This is a genomic window from Streptomyces ziwulingensis, from assembly GCF_039542605.1.
GTDB classification, from domain to species: Bacteria; Actinomycetota; Actinomycetes; order Streptomycetales; family Streptomycetaceae; genus Streptomyces; species Streptomyces ziwulingensis.
Genome location: NZ_BAABIG010000024.1, coordinates 145,966 through 161,586, shown reverse-complemented (window position 1 = coordinate 161,586; position 15,621 = coordinate 145,966). Strand labels below are relative to the sequence as shown.

Here is a 15,621-nt window from a genome sequence, read left to right as displayed (position 1 = left end):
GATGCCTCAGACCGACCCTAGCCCGGCGCCCGGCAGCGCGCGCCGCGACCGGCGGAGCACCGGGGCGGGTGGCGCCGGTCAGACCTCCGGGGCCGGCGTCAGCCTGACCGGCAGCTCGAAGAGGTCGTTCTGGGTCACCACGGGCTTGTTGCGCAGCTCCGAGAACGGCACCGCGAGGTCCAGGCCGGGGAAGCGCGCGTACAGCGCGGGCAGGGCCACGCCGGCCTCCAGCCGGGACAGGGCCGCGCCGGGGCAGACGTGCGGGCCGTGGCCGAAGGCGAGGTGCCGGTTGGCCGAGGTCCGCAGGACGTCGAACTCGCCCGCCGTCGGGCCGTGCGCCCGCTCGTCCCGGCCCAGCGCGCCGTACGACACGATCAGCGCGTCGCCGGCCGGGATCACCTTGTCGCCCACCGGGACGTCCTCGGTGGCGAAGCGGATCAGTACGTGGGTGGTCGGTGTCGAGTGGCGCAGGGTCTCCTCGATCACCGCCGCCCACTCCGCCTCACCCGCGAGGACCAGGTCGCGCTGGCCGGGGTGGGCGCAGAGGTTGACCACCGCGTTGACGATCAGTGAGATCGTCGTCTCGTGGCCGGCCGCGACCATGAGCTGGAGGGTGGAGACGATCTCCGCGTCGGAGAGGCGGTCCCCGTCCTCGGAGGCCAGGATCAGTGCGCTGGTCAGGTCGTCGCCGGGCGCGGCCCGCTTCGCGGCGACCGTCTCGGCCATGATCCCGGCCAGCTCGGTGAGGGTGGCGACGACCTCCCCGGGCGGCGTCTGCGTCGAGAAGAACTTCTCGAACAGCACCTTCAGCCGCGGCAGCCGCTCCTCCTCGATCCCCATCAGGTCGGCGACGACGTACATCGGCAGCGGGTAGGCGAAGGCGGCCTTGAGGTCGACCGGGCCGGTCGCGGGCAGTTCGTCCAGGAGCCGCTCGGTCAGCTCGCCGATCCGCTCCCGCAGGTGCTCCACCCGGCGCGCGGTGAGCGCCTGCGCCACCAGCGCGCGCAGCCGCCGGTGCTCGGCGCCGTCCACGGTCAGCATGGAGCGGCCCGGGTTGACCAGCCCGATCAGCGGCCAGTCGGCCGCTATCTCGCCGCGCCGCCAGGCGCCCCACACCTCGATGTCCTTGACCAGGCGCGGGTCGGTCAGCAGGGCCTTGGCCTCGGCGTGGTGGGTGACGGCCCAGACGGGTACGCCGCCCGGCAGCTCCACGGCGGCCAGCGGACCCGCGGCCCGTAATCGGGCGCTCTCGCCGTCCAGGTCGGTGACGAACGGGTCCAGCGGGATCCGCGCCTCCCCGGCGGGGACGCGGGCTTCATCGGTGCCGGTCGTCATGCTGACGTGCCTCCCAGGGCAGGGGTCGGGGTGAACCGCACGGGCAACTCGGTCAGCCCTCGCAGCCACGGCGAGGGGCGACGGGCCAGGGACGCGGCGGGCGCCGCCAGGTCGATGTCGGGCAGCCGGTCGAGGACCACCTCGATACCGGTGCGCGCGACCACCTCGGCGATCTCCTGCGCCGGGAAGGGGCAGCGGTGCTCACCGTGCCCGAAGGAGAAGTGCGCGCCGTTGCCGCCGGTCAGTGTGGCGCCGTCGGTGCGCACCTGCGGGTCGGAGTTGGCGCCCTGCAGACAGAGCAGCACCAGGTCGCCGGCGCGGATGCGGTGGCCGCCCAGCCGGGTGTCGCGCGCGGCCCAGCGGCCGGCCACGTTCTGGGTCGGCGTCTGCTCCCACAGCACCTCGTTCATCGCCTCGGCGACGCTGTTGCGCCCGCCGAACAGGGAGGCGGCGAACCGGTCGTCGGTCAGCATCAGGTGCAGCGAGTTGCCGATCCAGTCCGCGGTCGGCTGGTGACCGGCGGCCAGCATCACCATCAGGTCCTGGGTGATCTCCTCGTCCGAGAAACCGCCCGGGTCGGCGAGCATCCGGGAGACGACGTCGTCGGCGGGTTCCCGCCGGCGCTCGGCGAGCAGTTCCGCCACCGACGTCCCCAGGTGGGTCTGGCCCGCCAGCGCCCCCTCCTGGCCGTCGATCATGTCGTTCAACGCGGTGACCAGGGCGGGGCCCTGCTCGTCGGCGAACCCGAACAGCCGGGTCATGACCCGCACCGGCAGCAGCATCGCGTAGTCGCCGACGAGGTCCGCCTCGCCCTTCAGGCAGAACCGGTCGATGAGTTCGTCGGCGAAGCGTTCGGCGTGGCCGCGCAGTCCGGCGGCGTCCACCGCCTCCAGCGCGTCGCTGATCATGGTGGCGCGGGCGCGGTGCTGCTCGCCGACGGTGTAGAGGACCGAGGGCTGGTTGTGGCCGATCATCGGCAGCAGCGGCCAGTCGTCGGGGATCTCCGGCCACCGGTTCCACAGCCCCGAGTCGCGGCTGAACAGCGCCGGGTCCCCGGTGACCTGGTGCAGCTCGCGATAGCCGAGCACCAGCCAGGCCGGTACGTCCCCGTCGAGCAGGACCGGCGTGACGGGACCGTGGTCGCGCCGCATCTCGCGGTACAGCCCGGCGGGGTCGGTCTGGAAGCGCGGGCCGCCGAGCGGCACGGCGTCGGTGGTCACACGTACTCCTGTCGGGGCCGGGCGGCCAGGCCGGCGTAGTGGGCCCGGAGGTGCTCGACCAGCGCGATCAGCACCTCCTTGCTGGACTCGCGCGACCGGGCGTCGCAGTGGACCAGCGGCACGTGCGGGTCGAGGTCGAGGGCGTCGCGGACGTCCTCGGGGGAGTGCCGGGAACCGCCGAAGTCGTTGACGGCGACGATGAACGGCGTGCCGTGGCGCTCCAGGCGGTCGATGGCGTACCAGGAGTCGTCGATCCGGCGGATGTCGACCAGGACCACCGCGCCGAGCGTGCCGTCGAACAACCGGTCCCACAGGAACCAGAACCGCTGCTGGCCGGGGGCGCCGAACAGGTACAGCACGTTGCGGGCGTCGAGGGTGATGCGGCCGAAGTCGAAGGCGACGGTCGTGGCGGTCTTGTCGCTCACGTCACTGGTGTCGTCGACCGTCTCGCCGGCCCGGGTCATCGTCTCCTCGGTGTTGAGGGGACGGATCTCGCTGACCGAGCGGACCATGGTCGTCTTGCCGACGCCGAAACCGCCCACCACGACGATCTTCAGACCGTTGTCGGCGGAGGCACCCAGCGGGGTGCGGGCGTCAGAGATTGCGGAGGCCAACGAGCACCTGCTCCAGGATGTCGGGATCGGGGACGGCCGACCTGCGCGGATGGCGGGCGCTGACGCGGCCGGCGGCGTGCAGATCGGCGAGAAGGATCTTGGTGATGCCGACCGGCAGCCGCAGCTCGGCGGCGATCTCCACCACCGCCGTCGGGTACCGGGTCATCCGCAGGATCGCCGTGTGCTCCGACTGCATGCCCGGCACCGGATCGCACTCGGCGACGACGAGGGTGACCAGGTCGAAGGGGTTGCCCGGGCCCGAGCTGCTGCGTCCCTGGGTGACGGTGTAGAGACGGTCCGGCGCGTCGTCCCTGCCGGGACGGCTCATGACGCGCGCGGCGGCGCGGTCAGATGCTCGCCGAGCTGTTCGACCAGCTCGCTCATGTTGTGCCCGACCAGTCCGGCGTCCGCCTCCTCGGCGGTCACCACGGCGAGGTGCGCGCCCGCGCCGGCCTCCACGATGAACAGGATGCCGCCGTAGAACTCGGCCATCGCCGAGCGGACGCCGCCGCTGCCGTCGCCGAACTCCATGGAGGCGCCGTGGGACAGCGACTGGATGCCCGCGGCGATCGCGGCGAGCTGGTCGGCCTGGTCGACGGTGAGTTCCGGGGTGCGGCAGAGCTTGAGGCCGTCGCGGGAGAGGACGAGCGCGTGCCGCGCACCCGGCGTGCGCTCCAGGAGGCCCTCGATGAGCCAGGTGAGCTTCTCGTCGGCGGTGGTGGTGCCGGTCATGAGGTGGTGTCGCCTTCCGGGTGCGCGTGCGAGGAGGAGGGGGAGGGGTGGTCGGTGGCGGGCGCGGGCACGGCTGCGGGGGCCGGTGCGGGTGCCGCCGCGCCGGTGTCCCGCGGGGTGGCCCGCACGGCCTCGCGGAAACTGCCGAAGCGGGCCGTGCGCGCCCGGGTGTCCTCGGCGGAGGGCGCCGGGCGGTCCCCGGTGTCCCGCTCGGCGCTCCGGGCGTGCTCGGCGGCGGCGAGAGTACGTCCCCGGCGGCGCTTGGGCAGCTCCGCGGGCGGCTCACCGCCGCCGTGCCCCCCGGGGTGCCGGGGCCGGCCGGGGTCCGAGCCGGTGGCCTGCTCGGAGGGGGAACCGGCCGGTGCGTGGGTGTGTTCGGGTGGCGTACCGGTCCCGCCGGTCGGGTTCTGGGGATACGTGCCCGCGGTGCCGGTCCGTTCCCGGGCGGGCCCGGTCGCGGTGGCCGGCGGCTCCTGCGCCGGTCCGCCCGCGGGGACGGCAGGGACCCCGGACGGGACCGGCGGGAAGTCCCCCGGCAGCGCCGCACCGCCGGTGGGGACGGGAGTCTCGGTGCCGGCGCCGGTCAGGAGGTCCTGGGGGATGAGCATCAGCACCCCCGTGCCGCCGCGCGCGGAGGGCCGGAAGGACACCTTCAGGCCGTACTTGCGCGAGAGCCGGCCCACCACGGCGAGCCCCAGCCGGGTGCCGGCCAGCCCGCCGAGCCCCGAGGTCTCGCCGGCGACCGCCTGCTGCGCCCGCCGCAACTGGACGTCGCCCATCACCAGCCCGCTGTCCTCCACGGACACGATGACGCCGGCCGGCACCTGCTCGACGTAGACGTGCACCTCGGCGGTCGGCGGTGAGAAGTTCGCCGCGTTGTCGAGGAGTTCGGCCAGTGCGTGCATCACGCCCTCGGCGGCGTGACCGGCGACGGCGGCCGCACTGGTCGAGTGCACGCGCACCCGCTGGTAGCCGGCGATCCGCCCCATCGCCCCGCGCAGGATCGACTCCATGCCGATGGGCCGCGCCCAGCGCCGCCCGGACCGGGCGCCCGCGAGAACGGCGACGGAGTCGGCGAGCCGGCCCGCCTGCGCGGTGCGGTGGTCGAGGTGGAGCAGGTCGGCGAGGACGTCCTCGCCGCTGTGCCGTTCCTCCATCGCGCGCAGGTCGGCGAGCATGCCGGTGGCCAGCGCCTGCATCCGGCCGGCCGCGTTGCCGGTCGCGGAGAGGGCGGCTTTGCGCTCACCGGCGGCCCTGTCGAGCCGCGCCCGCAGCCGGGCGGTCTCGGCGCCGAGCCGGGTGACCTCCTCGGCCCGCTGCTCCAGCAGCCGCTCCCGCTCCCGCTCCCATGCCGCGACCGATGCGTCCCGTTCGCGCGCCGACTCCTCCAGGAGCAGCGTCCGCTCCCGCTCGAACCCGGCCAGGAGCCGCGCCCGTTCCCGCTCGGACTCCGCGGCGAGCCGGGCCTGTTCGCCGGCGGCCTCGCCGCGCAGCCGCTGCTGTTCCCGGCGCAGCGCCTCGGTCAGCCGTACCTGTTCCTGGCCGAGCCGGCCCGTCTCCGCGGTGGCCGCGTCCAGTCGGCGGCGCAGCAGCCGGGCGGAGCGCAGGCCGTGGACGGCGGCGGTCACCGCCGCGCAGAGCACGAGGGCCGCGGCGCTGGCCCCCAGGCCCAGGGACAGCCGTACCGAGGAAGGGGCCGCCGCCACGGCTCCGCCCACGGCCAGGGCGCACACCACCGAGCACGGCAGGGTCACGGCGGCGAACGTACGCGGGGCGGTCCGGTCGCCGGAGCGGGCGGGGGCGGTCATCAATCGGGTCCTCGCCAGGCCGCCGCGGCGGCCCTCGTGTCGGCTTACGGGGGAGCGGCGAGCGGGCACTTGTCACGCAGCGCTCAACCGGCGATCACTATACGAGACTTGACGATTGGTCTGGGAAGGGTCTCGCCCAAAGATTGTCTTCGTCTTCCGCTGCAAAGCGGTATAACCGGGGCATGATTTACCACGCTGTGACGTCCGTGGAGTGGAACGCCCGCCCCGACCGTCCGTACGCCCCCGCTTCCCTCCCGGACGACGGTTTCGTCCACTGCTCTCCCGACGAGGAGACGACGCTGGCCGTCATCGACGCCTTCTACCGGACCGCACCGCGACCGCTGCTGGTACTGGTCCTCGACGAGAAGCGGCTCACCGCCCGGGTGGAGTGGGAGGCGGCGGTCCCCGCCGCGCCGCCCGGGGTCGCCGCGGACACCCTCTTCCCCCACGTGTTCGGACCCCTCGACCGCGACGCCGTCGAGCGCGTCCTGACGGTCCGGTGGGACGCGGACGGCCGGGCGGCGGGCTTGGCGCAGGCGGGCCCGGGACAGCCGGACTGAGCCCCCGGCCGGGCGGAGCACCGGCGCCCGGCAGCCGGCCGAAGGGTCCGGCGGGCCGGCCGTCTCACGGCAGCCCGCCCTTCTCGCAGACGAGCCGGGCGACGTCCCGGAGCTTGATGTTGTGGTCCTGGGAGTAGCGGCGCAGGACCTCGAAGGCTCGTTCCTCGCTCACCCGGTGTCTGCCCATGAGGATGCCCATCGCCTCACCGATGGTGTGCCGGGTGCCGATGGCCTGCTGCAACTGGGCGTGGGTGCGCGCGCTGGAGAAGGCCACCGCCGCGTGCGAGGCGAGCAGCCAGCCCGCGGTCTCGCTCGCCTCGGTGAAGACGCCGGGGCGCCGGGAGTAGAAGTTCAGCGCGCCCAGGTCCTCGTCCTCCGTGTAGAGGAGGATGCCCATCATGCTGCCGAGGCCCAGCTCGCGCGCCTCGGGGACGTAGGCGGGCCAGCGCACCGCCTCGTCGGTGAAGTCGAAGATCCGGAACATCCGCTCCCCGGTGGAGGTGCGGGCCGCGTCGAAGCAGGGCCCCTCCCCGAGGCGGCCCTGCAGCCGGTCGCTGTCGACGACCAGTTGCTCGGTCGGCGCGAGCGACTGGATGCCCTTGTCGCGCAGCAAGAGGATGCCGGCCGCGTCGCAGCCCTCGACCAGCTCGACGGCCGCGTCCGTGATCCGCTGGAGGGTGCCGTTCACCGTCTCCTGCGCCAGCAGGTCCCGGGACAGCCCTGCCATCCGCTCCGCGAACGTCCGCCAGTCCACGTGATGCTCCTCGCTGCCGCTAGCGATGGACGCGGGGCCTGCCGTCCGGACGGGCCCCAGGCCCCCAGCATGCCGGGGCCGGTCCCCCTGCGCCTGCCCAGAACCCGGCGCGGCAGGCTCGGCGGAGGGGGCGACCCCCTGCCCGGCCCACGAGGCGGCGCAGCACGGCGCGACGCGGCGCGGGAGGCTCAGCCGTCCCCGGCCGCGTCACCGTCCACGGCCGCGTCACCGTCCACGGACTCGCGCAGCCGGGCGCTGGCCATCCGCATGTGCTCGGCCATCGCCCGGTCGGCGGCCTCCGGGTCGCGGGCCCGGATCGCCTCCAGTACGGCGTCGTGCTCGCAGAGCGTGCCGCCGACCGTGCCCTCGATGTCGCTGACCCGCTCCATCCACACCTGGAGCAGCGCGCGGATGCTGTGCAGGATGTCGGTGAGGACGCTGTTGCGGGCGATCCGGGCGCACTCCAGGTGGAAGGCGATGTCCGCGTCGATGAAGGCGGTGACGTCGCCGCCCGCCTCCCGCATGTGCCCCAGATGCGCCTCCAGGCGGGCCACGTCGGCGTCGGTGGCTCGTTCGGCGGCCAGCCGGGCCGAGACCGCCTCCAGGTAGGTGCGCACCTCCACCAGGTCCTGGGTGCGGCGCTGGCCCAGCATCAGCCCCCAGTTGATCGCCCGGGGCAGGAACTCGGAGGTGCCCTCGCGCACGTAGGAGCCGGAGCCGGGGCGGATCTCGATGATGCCGAGGACGTCCAGCGCGGACAGCGCGCCGCGGACGCTGGAGCGGGCCACCCCGAGCGCTTCGGCGAGCTGGCGTTCGGCGGGCAGCCGGGTGCCGGGCTTGATGTCCCCGGCCGAGAGGTGGTCGAGGAGCCGCTTGGCGACCTCGCTCACGGAGGACTCGCGCACCACGGGACGGAGCAGCCGCGCCAGGTCGGGGGCGGCGTCCGAGGACTGCTGAGCAGGCTGACTGGTCACGGTCACCAGTCAACCAGATGGGCTCGCACGCGACTGACCAGGCAGTTCATCGTCCACATGGGTGCGGTTTGTCAAGAGTTGGGGGGCGCCAGAAGCTATGATCGTCGCCACACTGGTAAATTGGTGACCAATTTGCCGAGGCGGCATAGCGTGAAGGCGATCCGGTGGGCCGCCCCTCGTGGCGGACCGCCGGCGTGACCGACCCCGGACGGAGCTGTCCGGGCGAGCCGAGGAGTCGCCATGGGTGCCGACGCGCCATCCGCGGCAGTCGAGAGAACTGCCATCAAGAAGGTCTCAGTCCGCCTCGTGCCGTTCGTGGCACTGATGTTCTTCGTGAACTATCTGGACCGTACGGCCGTCTCGTTCGCCGAACCGAACGGAATGGGCCAGGACCTGGCCCTGACGGCCGCCCAGTTCGGGTTCGCCTCCGGGATCTTCTTCCTCGGTTACATCGTGCTCGAGGTTCCCAGCAACATGGCCCTGCACCGCTTCGGAGCCCGCCGCTGGCTGGCCCGGATCATGGTGACCTGGGGCATCGTCTCCCTGCTGTTCACCTGGGTGAGCAGCAGCGGGCAGCTCTACGGACTGCGCTTCCTGCTCGGCGTCGCCGAGGCCGGCTTCTTCCCCGGCGCGATCCTGTTCCTGAGCCAGTGGGTGCCCTCCCGGCACCGCACCAAGATCCTCGGGCTGTTCTACCTGGCCCAGCCGCTGACCACGGTCTTCGGCGCCCCGCTCGCGGGCTGGCTGATCGGCCGCCACGGCCTGTTCGGCCTGGAGGGCTGGCGGGTGATGTTCCTCTTCGTCTCGATCCCCGCGATCGTCCTCGGCGTCGTCGCCTGGTTCTACCTGATCGACAAGCCCGCCGACGCCAAGTGGCTGACCGCCGCCGAGCGCGACTGGCTGACGAGGGAACTCGCCGCCGAGAACGCCCGGAAGACCGGCCACGAGAGCAAGCACGCCAAGGGCGACCTCAGGACCGCGTTCACCAGCGGCCGGGTGTGGGTCCTCGCCATGGTCTACTTCGGCTTCGTCTACGGGCTCTACGCCCTCGCGTTCTTCCTGCCGACGATCATCAACGGCTTCCAGGAGCAGTACGACACCACGTTCACCGTGATGGACAAGGCGTGGATCACCGCGATCCCGTACCTGCCCGCCGCGATCGTGCTGTTCTTCTGGAGCCGGCACGCCACCCGGCACGGCACCCGCACCTGGCACGTGGCCGGCCCGGCCGTCGTCGGCGGACTCTCCATCCCGCTCGCCCTCTACATGGGCTCGCCGACCGCCACCGTCGCCGTGATCACCGTGACCGCCTGCGCGATCTTCGCCGCCCTGCCGGTCTTCTGGTCGGTGCCCTCGCGCTTCCTGACCGGAGCCGCCGCAGCGGCCGGCATCGCCCTGATCAACACGGCCGGCAACATCGCCGGCTTCGCCTCCAGCTACATCACCGGCTGGCTGAAGGACTGGACCGGCGCCTACTACGTACCGCTCTACCTGGTCGGCTTCTTCATGCTGCTCTCCGCCGCCCTGATGGTCTGGATCTCCGCCCGCCACCGCACCGACGACCCGGCCTCCGACGCCACGCACAAGCCCATGGAGGCCCTGCGATGACCCGCCTGTTCAACGACCCCGCCGCCTTCGCCGACGAAGCGCTGGAAGGCTTCGCCGCCGCCCACCGGCGCTGGGTGCGCCCGGTCACCGGCGGCGTGGTCCGGGCCGCCGCCACCCCCGCCGGGCAGGTCGCGGTCGTCATCGGCGGCGGTTCCGGCCACTACCCGGCCTTCTCCGGACTGGTCGGCCGGGGCCTCGCGCACGGCGCGGCGGTCGGCAACGTCTTCGCCTCGCCCTCCGCCCAGCAGATCCGCTCGGTGGCCCGCGCCGCGGACGGCGGCGCCGGTGTGCTGCTGATGTACGGCAACTACGCGGGCGATGTCCTGCACTTCGGCCAAGCCGCCGAGCGCCTCACCGCCGACGGCGTCGAGACGGTGACGTACGCCGTCGCCGACGACATCTCCAGCGCCGCGCCCGGCGAGGCGGCGAAGCGTCGCGGCATCGCCGGTGACCTGCCCGTCTTCAAGGCGGCCGCGGTCGCGGCCGAACAGGGTCTGCCGCTGGCCCAGGTGGCGTCCGTGGCCCGGCGCGCGGGCGAGCGCACCCGCTCCTTCGGCATCGCCTTCTCCGGCTGCACGCTCCCCGGCGCCGACCACCCCCTGTTCACCGTTCCCGAGGCCCGGATGGCCGTCGGTCTCGGCATCCACGGCGAACCGGGTATCGGGGAGCAGTCCCTGCCCACCGCCGACGAGGCCGCCCGCCTGCTGGTCGACACCCTCCTGAAGGAACTCCCGGTCGACGTCCCGGCCCCCGGCGGGCAGCGCGCCGCCGTCATCCTCAACGGCCTGGGCTCGGTCAAGTACGAGGAGCTGTTCGTCGTCTACCGCAAGGTCGCGGCCCTCCTGGAGGAGGCCGGGGTCACCGTCGTCGACCCCGAGGTCGGCGAACTCGTCACCAGCTTCGACATGGCCGGTGTCTCGCTCACCCTGACCTGGCTGGACGAGCGCCTCGAAGAACTGTGGCGGGCCCCCGCCGACACCCCCGCCTACCGCAAGGGCGCCCTCGGCGAGCCCGGCCCCGCGTCCGAGCCCGCCGCCCCGGTCCGCGCCGCCGAGGAGACGGAGCAGCCGGCCGTCCCCGAAGCCTCCGAGGCGTCCCGGCAGGCCGCCACCACCGTCCTCGCCGCGCTGGCCGCGCTGGCCGCCACCGTCGACGCCCACGAGGACGAACTCGGCCGTATCGACGCGGTGGCCGGCGACGGCGACCACGGCATCGGCATGCGGCGCGGCTCCACCGCCGCCCTCCGGGCCGCCCGGGCCGCCCAGGAACGGGGCGCCGGCGCGGGCACCGTCCTCATTCACGCCGCGGACGCCTGGGCGGACCGGGCGGGCGGCACCTCCGGCGCCCTGTGGGGCACCGTCCTGCGTGCGGTCGGCGCCGCCCTGGGCGACCGGGACGCCCCCACCGCCGGCCGGGTCGCCGAGGGCGTGGCGGAAGCCTCCGCCGCGGTACGGCGGCTGGGCGGCGCCGAGGTCGGTGACAAGACCATGGTCGACGTCCTCGTGCCCTTCGCCGACACCCTCACCGCGGCCGTCGCCGCCGGCGCCGGTCTCACCGGTGCCTGGGACCGGGCGGCCGGCGCCGCCACCGAGGCCGCCGCCGCCACCGCAGCCCTGCTGCCCCGCAAGGGCCGGGCCCGGCCGCACGCCGAGAAGTCCCTCGGCACCCCGGACGCGGGCGCCCACTCCCTCGCCCTGATCACCCGCGCCGTCCACGGCGCCCTCCTCGACCACCCCCACGACCAGTACTGAGGAAAAGCGCACGATGACTCAGAAAACCGAGCACACCGGAAACACCGGAAACACCGACAAGCTGCGTATCGTCGTCGGCTGCGACGACGCCGGTCACCAGTACAAGGAAGCCCTCAAGCGGGATCTGCTCGACAGCCCCCTGGTCGCCGAGGTCACCGACGTCGGCGTCGACGCCGACGGGCACACCGCCTACCCCAAGGTCGCCATCGCCGCCGCCGAGCTGGTCGCCCGCGGCGAAGCGGACCGCGCCCTGCTGGTCTGCGGCACCGGCCTCGGTGTCGCCATCGCCGCCAACAAGGTCAAGGGCGTCCGCGCCGTCACCGCCCACGACTCCTTCTCCGTGGAGCGGGCGGTCCTCTCCAACAACGCGCAGGTCCTCACCTTCGGGCAGCGCGTCATCGGCCTCGAACTCGCCCGCCGCCTCGCCGCCGAATGGCTGACCTACCGCTTCGACGCGACCTCCGCGTCCGCCGCCAAGGTCCAGCTCATGTCCGACTACGAAGACAGCTCCGACAGCTCCGAAAGCTCCGACAGTTCCGACCCCTCCGGCGCCGAGGCCGCCGCCTGATGTCCCGCCCCATCACCGCACCCGTCCTGCTGGGGGTGAGCCTGAAGATGTACTTCGGCCACCACCAGACCCTCAACTGGGCCCGCCGGATCGCGGCCCTGGCCGAGCGCCACCCGGCCGTCACCTCGGGCGCCGCCCGCCTGTTCGTCCTCCCGGCCTTCCCCGCCCTGGTCCCGGCGGCCGGCCTCCTCACCCCCTACGGCGTGGAGATCGGCGCCCAGGACCTCGCCACCGAGGACAGCGGCCCGTACACCGGCGAGGTCGGCGGCCCGACCCTGAAGGAGATCGGCTGCCGCTACGCCGAGGTCGGCCACGCCGAGCGCCGCCGGCTGTACGGCGAGGGCGACACGGTCGTCGCCGCCAAGACCGCCGCCGCCCTGCGCAACGGCCTCACCCCGGTGCTCTGCGTCGGCGAACGCGACGCGGCCGGCCCGGCGGTGGCCGCCGAGCGCACCGTCGCCGAGGCCGCCCGCCTGCTGCACGGCCTGGCCGGCGCGGTCGTCCTCGCCTATGAGCCGCAGTGGGCGATCGGCGCCCCCGAACCGGCCGGTGCCGACCACATCGCGACGGTCTGCACCGCCCTGCGAAGCTGGCTCGACACCCGTCCGGAGCACGCCGGTTCCACCGTCGTCTACGGCGGCAGCGCCGGCCCCGGTCTGCTGACCCGGCTCGGCGGCACGGCCGAGGGCCTCTTCCTCGGCCGGTTCGCCCACGACCCGGCCGGCGTCGAGGCCATCCTCGACGAGATCCGCACCCCGGCCCCCGCGGCGGTGGCGTGATGGCCCACGGCATCAGCACCTACGCCTACTTCTGGCGGATCTCCGCCCGCGCGCCGCGGCCGATGACGCTGACCGCGATGCTGGAGGACACCGCCGCGCTCGGCGGCCGGGTCTTCCAGATCTGCGACTACGCGCCCGTCGAGTCCTACGACCGGGCCCAGCTCGCCGACGTCCGCGCCACCGCGCACGGCCTCGGCCTCACCCTGGAACTGGGCACCCGCGGCGTACGCACCGCACACCTGCGCAAGTACCTCGACATGGCGGCCGAACTGGACGTCACCCTGGTCCGCTCGATGCTCCACACCGCCGACCACCGGCCGGACGTCACCGAGGCGGTGACCCTGCTGGAGGAGTCCGTGCCCCGGTACGCCGACGCCGGTGTCACCCTCGGCCTGGAGACCTACGAACAGGTCGCCACCGACGACCTGCTGACCGTCGTACGCGACGTCGGCAGCGAGCACCTCGGCATCGTCCTCGACCCGGGCAACAGCGTCGCCCGGCTGGAACGCCCCGTCGACGTGGTGGCCGCCGCCGCGCCGTACACGGTCAACATCCACGTCAAGGACTTCGCGTTCACCCGCCGGGACGGCTGGGTCGGCTTCACCTACGCCGGCTGCCCGCTGGGCGAGGGCCTCCTGGACCACGGCGGCATGATCGCCGCCGTCCGCGAGGCCCGGGGGGACCGTGCCGTCAATCAGATCGTGGAGCACTGGCTCCCGTGGCAGGACGACGGCTTCGACGCCACCGCCCGGCTCGAACACCAGTGGACGCGACACAGCATCAACACCCTTCTGAGGAGCGAGTAATGGCCACCGAGATCCAGACCCAGGCCGGCGTCACGACCGTCGCCGTCATCGGGGCCGCCGGCAAGATGGGCCAGCGTGTCTCCGACAACCTGGTGAAGAGCGACTTCCGGGTGCTCTTCAGCGAGGCGTCCCCCAAGGGGCAGGAGCTGATCCGCGGTCTCGGCCGGGAACTGACCGAGTCCGCCGACGCCGTCGCCGAGGCCGACGTGGTCATCCTCGCCGTGCCGGACGTCGTCCTCGGCAAGGTCTCCGAGGACCTGGTGCCGCGGATGCGGCCGGGCACGGTCGTCCTCACCCTGGACCCGGCCGCCGCCTACGCCGGCCTGCTCCTCGCCCGCGAGGACATCCACTACGCCTGCGCCCACCCCTGCCACCCGTCGGTGTTCCTGGAGCGCACCACCAAGGAGGAGTGGCAGGACACCTTCGGCGGCATCGCCGCCCCGCAGGAGGTCGTCGCCGCCTACGAGGGCGGGGACGCCGCCAAGCAGGAGCTGGCCGACTCCGTCATCCGCGTGATGTACGCCCCCGTGGTCGATGTCCACTGGGTCACCGTCAAGCAGCTCGCGGTGCTGGAGCCGACCCTGGTGGAGACCATCGCCTGCATGGTCGGCGCCCTGCTGACGGAGGCGCTGCACGAGACGGTGCACACCGTCGGTGTCCCGGAGGAGGCGGCCCGCGCCATGCTCCTCGGCCACACCCAGGTCGCCCTCGCCAACACCCTCAAGGGCTCCAACCCGTTCTCCGACGCCTGCCTGATCGCCATGGACTACGGCCGTGAGTCCATCGTGCGCGACGACTGGAAGAAGGTCTTCGAGGACGACGAGCTGGACAAGGTCATCACGCGCATGCTGAAGATCAAGGAGATCAAGCGCTGATCCCGTACCGGTCCTGACACCGAAGGGCCCGGTCCAGCCGCGGCTCCATCACACAACGGAAGACGCGCCGCACCGGAGCGGTGCACAGCGCGGTGACGACCGCGGCGGCCACCACGGTGACCGCGACCTCGCCGAGCGGCCGGCCGGCCCAGTCGGCGTGGCTCCAGTGGTACTTGTTGGCGAGCTGCACGAGGAAGCCGTGCAGCAGATAGCCGTACAGCGTCCCCGCGCCCAGGGTGGTGAACCACATCCTGCGGCCCGGTACCCAGGACAGGAAGCAGGCGACCAGGACCAGCGAGCAGCCGAAGACGGCCAGCGTCATCGGCGGGCCGTACCAGCCGGGCACGCCGAGCTGCTCGGCGGCGGCGCGGTGCATGAACCACGAGTACCGGAACCAGGGCGCGATCCAGTAGGCGAACGCGAGGGCGCCGAGGAACACCGGCACGGCCGCGAGGCGCACCGCGCGGCGGCGCACCAGCCGGAAGTGCTCGGGCTTCAGGCACAGTCCCAGCACGAAGTACGGCAGGAACTGCAGGGCCCGCTGGAGGTCGAGGTCGTCGCCGATGTCCGGCGAGAGCGTGGCCAGCATGGCGACGGCCAGCGCGACCGGCAGCGGCCACCGCACGCTCTTCCAGATCGGCGTGGTCAGCCGCCAGACGAACAGCGCGGCCAGGAACCAGGTGAGGTAGAGCGGGTCCAGCAGACTGACCGGGCGGTCCGGCTCGCCGTCGGTCCACCGGGTGAAGAAGGTGTACGCCGTCTCGAAGACGACGTAGGGGATCACGACACCGGTGACCAGCCGCTTGATCCGGGCGGGGCTCGCGTCGAAGTTCCGGGAGAAGTAGCCGGAGATGACGATGAACGCGGGCATGTGGAACGCGTAGACGAGGGTGTAGAGGGCGGTGACGGCGCGGCTGCCGTCGCGCAGCGGCTCCCACGCGTGGCCCACCGCCACCAGCACGATCGCCAGGTACTTGGCGTTGTCGAAGAAGGAGTCCCGCTGCCCGGCCCGTACGGTACCGGCGCTCGCGGCGGAGGTCCGCGCGGCCGCGCGGACCTCCGCGGCCCGGGTGGTTTCCCTGGTCCGGGTGGCCTCCGTGGTCTGAGTGGTGCGCGCGGCCTCCGTCACACCGCCCCCTCCGCGTCAACTGCGGAACGCGTACTGCTGTTGACGCGTCTTACGGAAGGTGCGGATGCGATGAGGGCGGTAGGCATCTCCGGCGCCTCACCACTTTCC

At 73.2% G+C, this 15,621-nt stretch carries 16 protein-coding genes; 7 read left to right on the top strand and 9 right to left on the bottom strand.

Features of this window, described 5'->3' with window-relative positions; translation table 11 throughout:
• Positions 1 to 78: 78 nt before the first annotated feature.
• From ABEB00_RS14410 to ABEB00_RS14385, 6 genes are read right to left on the bottom strand one after another with little or no spacing between them, the layout of a single operon-like run.
• Positions 79 to 1,335, bottom strand: coding sequence for a cytochrome P450 family protein (locus ABEB00_RS14410; RefSeq protein WP_345619960.1), 1,257 nt, complete (start codon positions 1,333 to 1,335; stop codon positions 79 to 81).
• Positions 1,332 to 2,555, bottom strand: coding sequence for a cytochrome P450 (locus ABEB00_RS14405; RefSeq protein ID WP_345619959.1), 1,224 nt, complete (start codon positions 2,553 to 2,555; stop codon positions 1,332 to 1,334). The genes ABEB00_RS14410 and ABEB00_RS14405 overlap by 4 nt, the downstream gene beginning before the upstream one ends.
• Entirely contained in the window at positions 2,552 to 3,169 is a 618-nt protein-coding gene (locus tag ABEB00_RS14400) for a GTP-binding protein (protein WP_345619958.1), read from the bottom strand. Before ABEB00_RS14400 ends, ABEB00_RS14405 begins: the two co-directional genes overlap by 4 nt.
• Entirely contained in the window at positions 3,150 to 3,497 is a 348-nt protein-coding gene (locus ABEB00_RS14395; protein WP_345619957.1) for a DUF742 domain-containing protein, read from the bottom strand. Before ABEB00_RS14395 ends, ABEB00_RS14400 begins: the two co-directional genes overlap by 20 nt.
• On the bottom strand, positions 3,494 to 3,901 hold the full coding sequence (locus ABEB00_RS14390) for a roadblock/LC7 domain-containing protein (RefSeq protein WP_345619956.1): 408 nt from the start codon (positions 3,899 to 3,901) through the stop codon (positions 3,494 to 3,496). The genes ABEB00_RS14395 and ABEB00_RS14390 overlap by 4 nt, the downstream gene beginning before the upstream one ends.
• Positions 3,898 to 5,709: a sensor histidine kinase gene (locus tag ABEB00_RS14385; RefSeq protein ID WP_345619955.1), complete on the bottom strand. Its 1,812-nt coding sequence runs from the start codon at positions 5,707 to 5,709 to the stop codon at positions 3,898 to 3,900. Before ABEB00_RS14385 ends, ABEB00_RS14390 begins: the two co-directional genes overlap by 4 nt.
• A gap of 182 nt (positions 5,710 to 5,891) precedes the next feature.
• Between ABEB00_RS14385 and ABEB00_RS14380 the strand changes: the two genes are divergently transcribed.
• Positions 5,892 to 6,269 carry a DUF952 domain-containing protein gene (locus ABEB00_RS14380; protein WP_345619954.1) on the top strand — a complete coding sequence of 126 codons (378 nt, stop codon included), beginning with the start codon at positions 5,892 to 5,894 and terminating at the stop codon, positions 6,267 to 6,269.
• A 64-nt stretch (positions 6,270 to 6,333) separates the two neighbouring features.
• Here ABEB00_RS14380 and ABEB00_RS14375 read toward each other — a convergent pair whose 3' ends face one another.
• Complete coding sequence (locus ABEB00_RS14375) at positions 6,334 to 6,996, bottom strand: GAF and ANTAR domain-containing protein (RefSeq protein WP_345620052.1); 663 nt, start codon at positions 6,994 to 6,996, stop codon at positions 6,334 to 6,336.
• 215 nt (positions 6,997 to 7,211) lie between these two features.
• Positions 7,212 to 8,003, bottom strand: coding sequence for a FadR/GntR family transcriptional regulator (locus ABEB00_RS14370; protein ID WP_345619953.1), 792 nt, complete (start codon positions 8,001 to 8,003; stop codon positions 7,212 to 7,214).
• Positions 8,004 to 8,237: 234 nt separating this feature from the next.
• Here ABEB00_RS14370 and ABEB00_RS14365 point away from each other — a divergent pair, with 234 nt between their 5' ends.
• Genes ABEB00_RS14365 through ABEB00_RS14340 form a run of 6 tightly spaced genes read left to right on the top strand, consistent with a single transcriptional unit; the run spans position 8,238 to position 14,384 of the window.
• Positions 8,238 to 9,605, top strand: coding sequence for an MFS transporter (locus ABEB00_RS14365; protein WP_345619952.1), 1,368 nt, complete (start codon positions 8,238 to 8,240; stop codon positions 9,603 to 9,605).
• Positions 9,602 to 11,356, top strand: a complete 1,755-nt coding sequence (locus ABEB00_RS14360) for a dihydroxyacetone kinase family protein (protein WP_345619951.1) — start codon at positions 9,602 to 9,604, stop codon at positions 11,354 to 11,356. Before ABEB00_RS14365 ends, ABEB00_RS14360 begins: the two co-directional genes overlap by 4 nt.
• A gap of 13 nt (positions 11,357 to 11,369) precedes the next feature.
• Entirely contained in the window at positions 11,370 to 11,924 is a 555-nt protein-coding gene (locus ABEB00_RS14355) for a ribose-5-phosphate isomerase (RefSeq protein ID WP_345619950.1), read from the top strand.
• Positions 11,924 to 12,703, top strand: a complete 780-nt coding sequence (locus ABEB00_RS14350; protein WP_345619949.1) for a triose-phosphate isomerase — start codon at positions 11,924 to 11,926, stop codon at positions 12,701 to 12,703. The genes ABEB00_RS14355 and ABEB00_RS14350 overlap by 1 nt, the downstream gene beginning before the upstream one ends.
• Entirely contained in the window at positions 12,703 to 13,509 is an 807-nt protein-coding gene (locus ABEB00_RS14345) for a sugar phosphate isomerase/epimerase family protein (RefSeq protein WP_345619948.1), read from the top strand. The genes ABEB00_RS14350 and ABEB00_RS14345 overlap by 1 nt, the downstream gene beginning before the upstream one ends.
• On the top strand, positions 13,509 to 14,384 hold the full coding sequence (locus ABEB00_RS14340; protein ID WP_345619946.1) for a phosphogluconate dehydrogenase C-terminal domain-containing protein: 876 nt from the start codon (positions 13,509 to 13,511) through the stop codon (positions 14,382 to 14,384). The genes ABEB00_RS14345 and ABEB00_RS14340 overlap by 1 nt, the downstream gene beginning before the upstream one ends.
• Here the strand turns inward: ABEB00_RS14340 and ABEB00_RS14335 are convergent.
• Entirely contained in the window at positions 14,374 to 15,513 is a 1,140-nt protein-coding gene (locus ABEB00_RS14335) for an acyltransferase family protein (protein WP_345619945.1), read from the bottom strand. The genes ABEB00_RS14340 and ABEB00_RS14335 overlap by 11 nt on opposite strands.
• Positions 15,514 to 15,621: the final 108 nt, after the last annotated feature.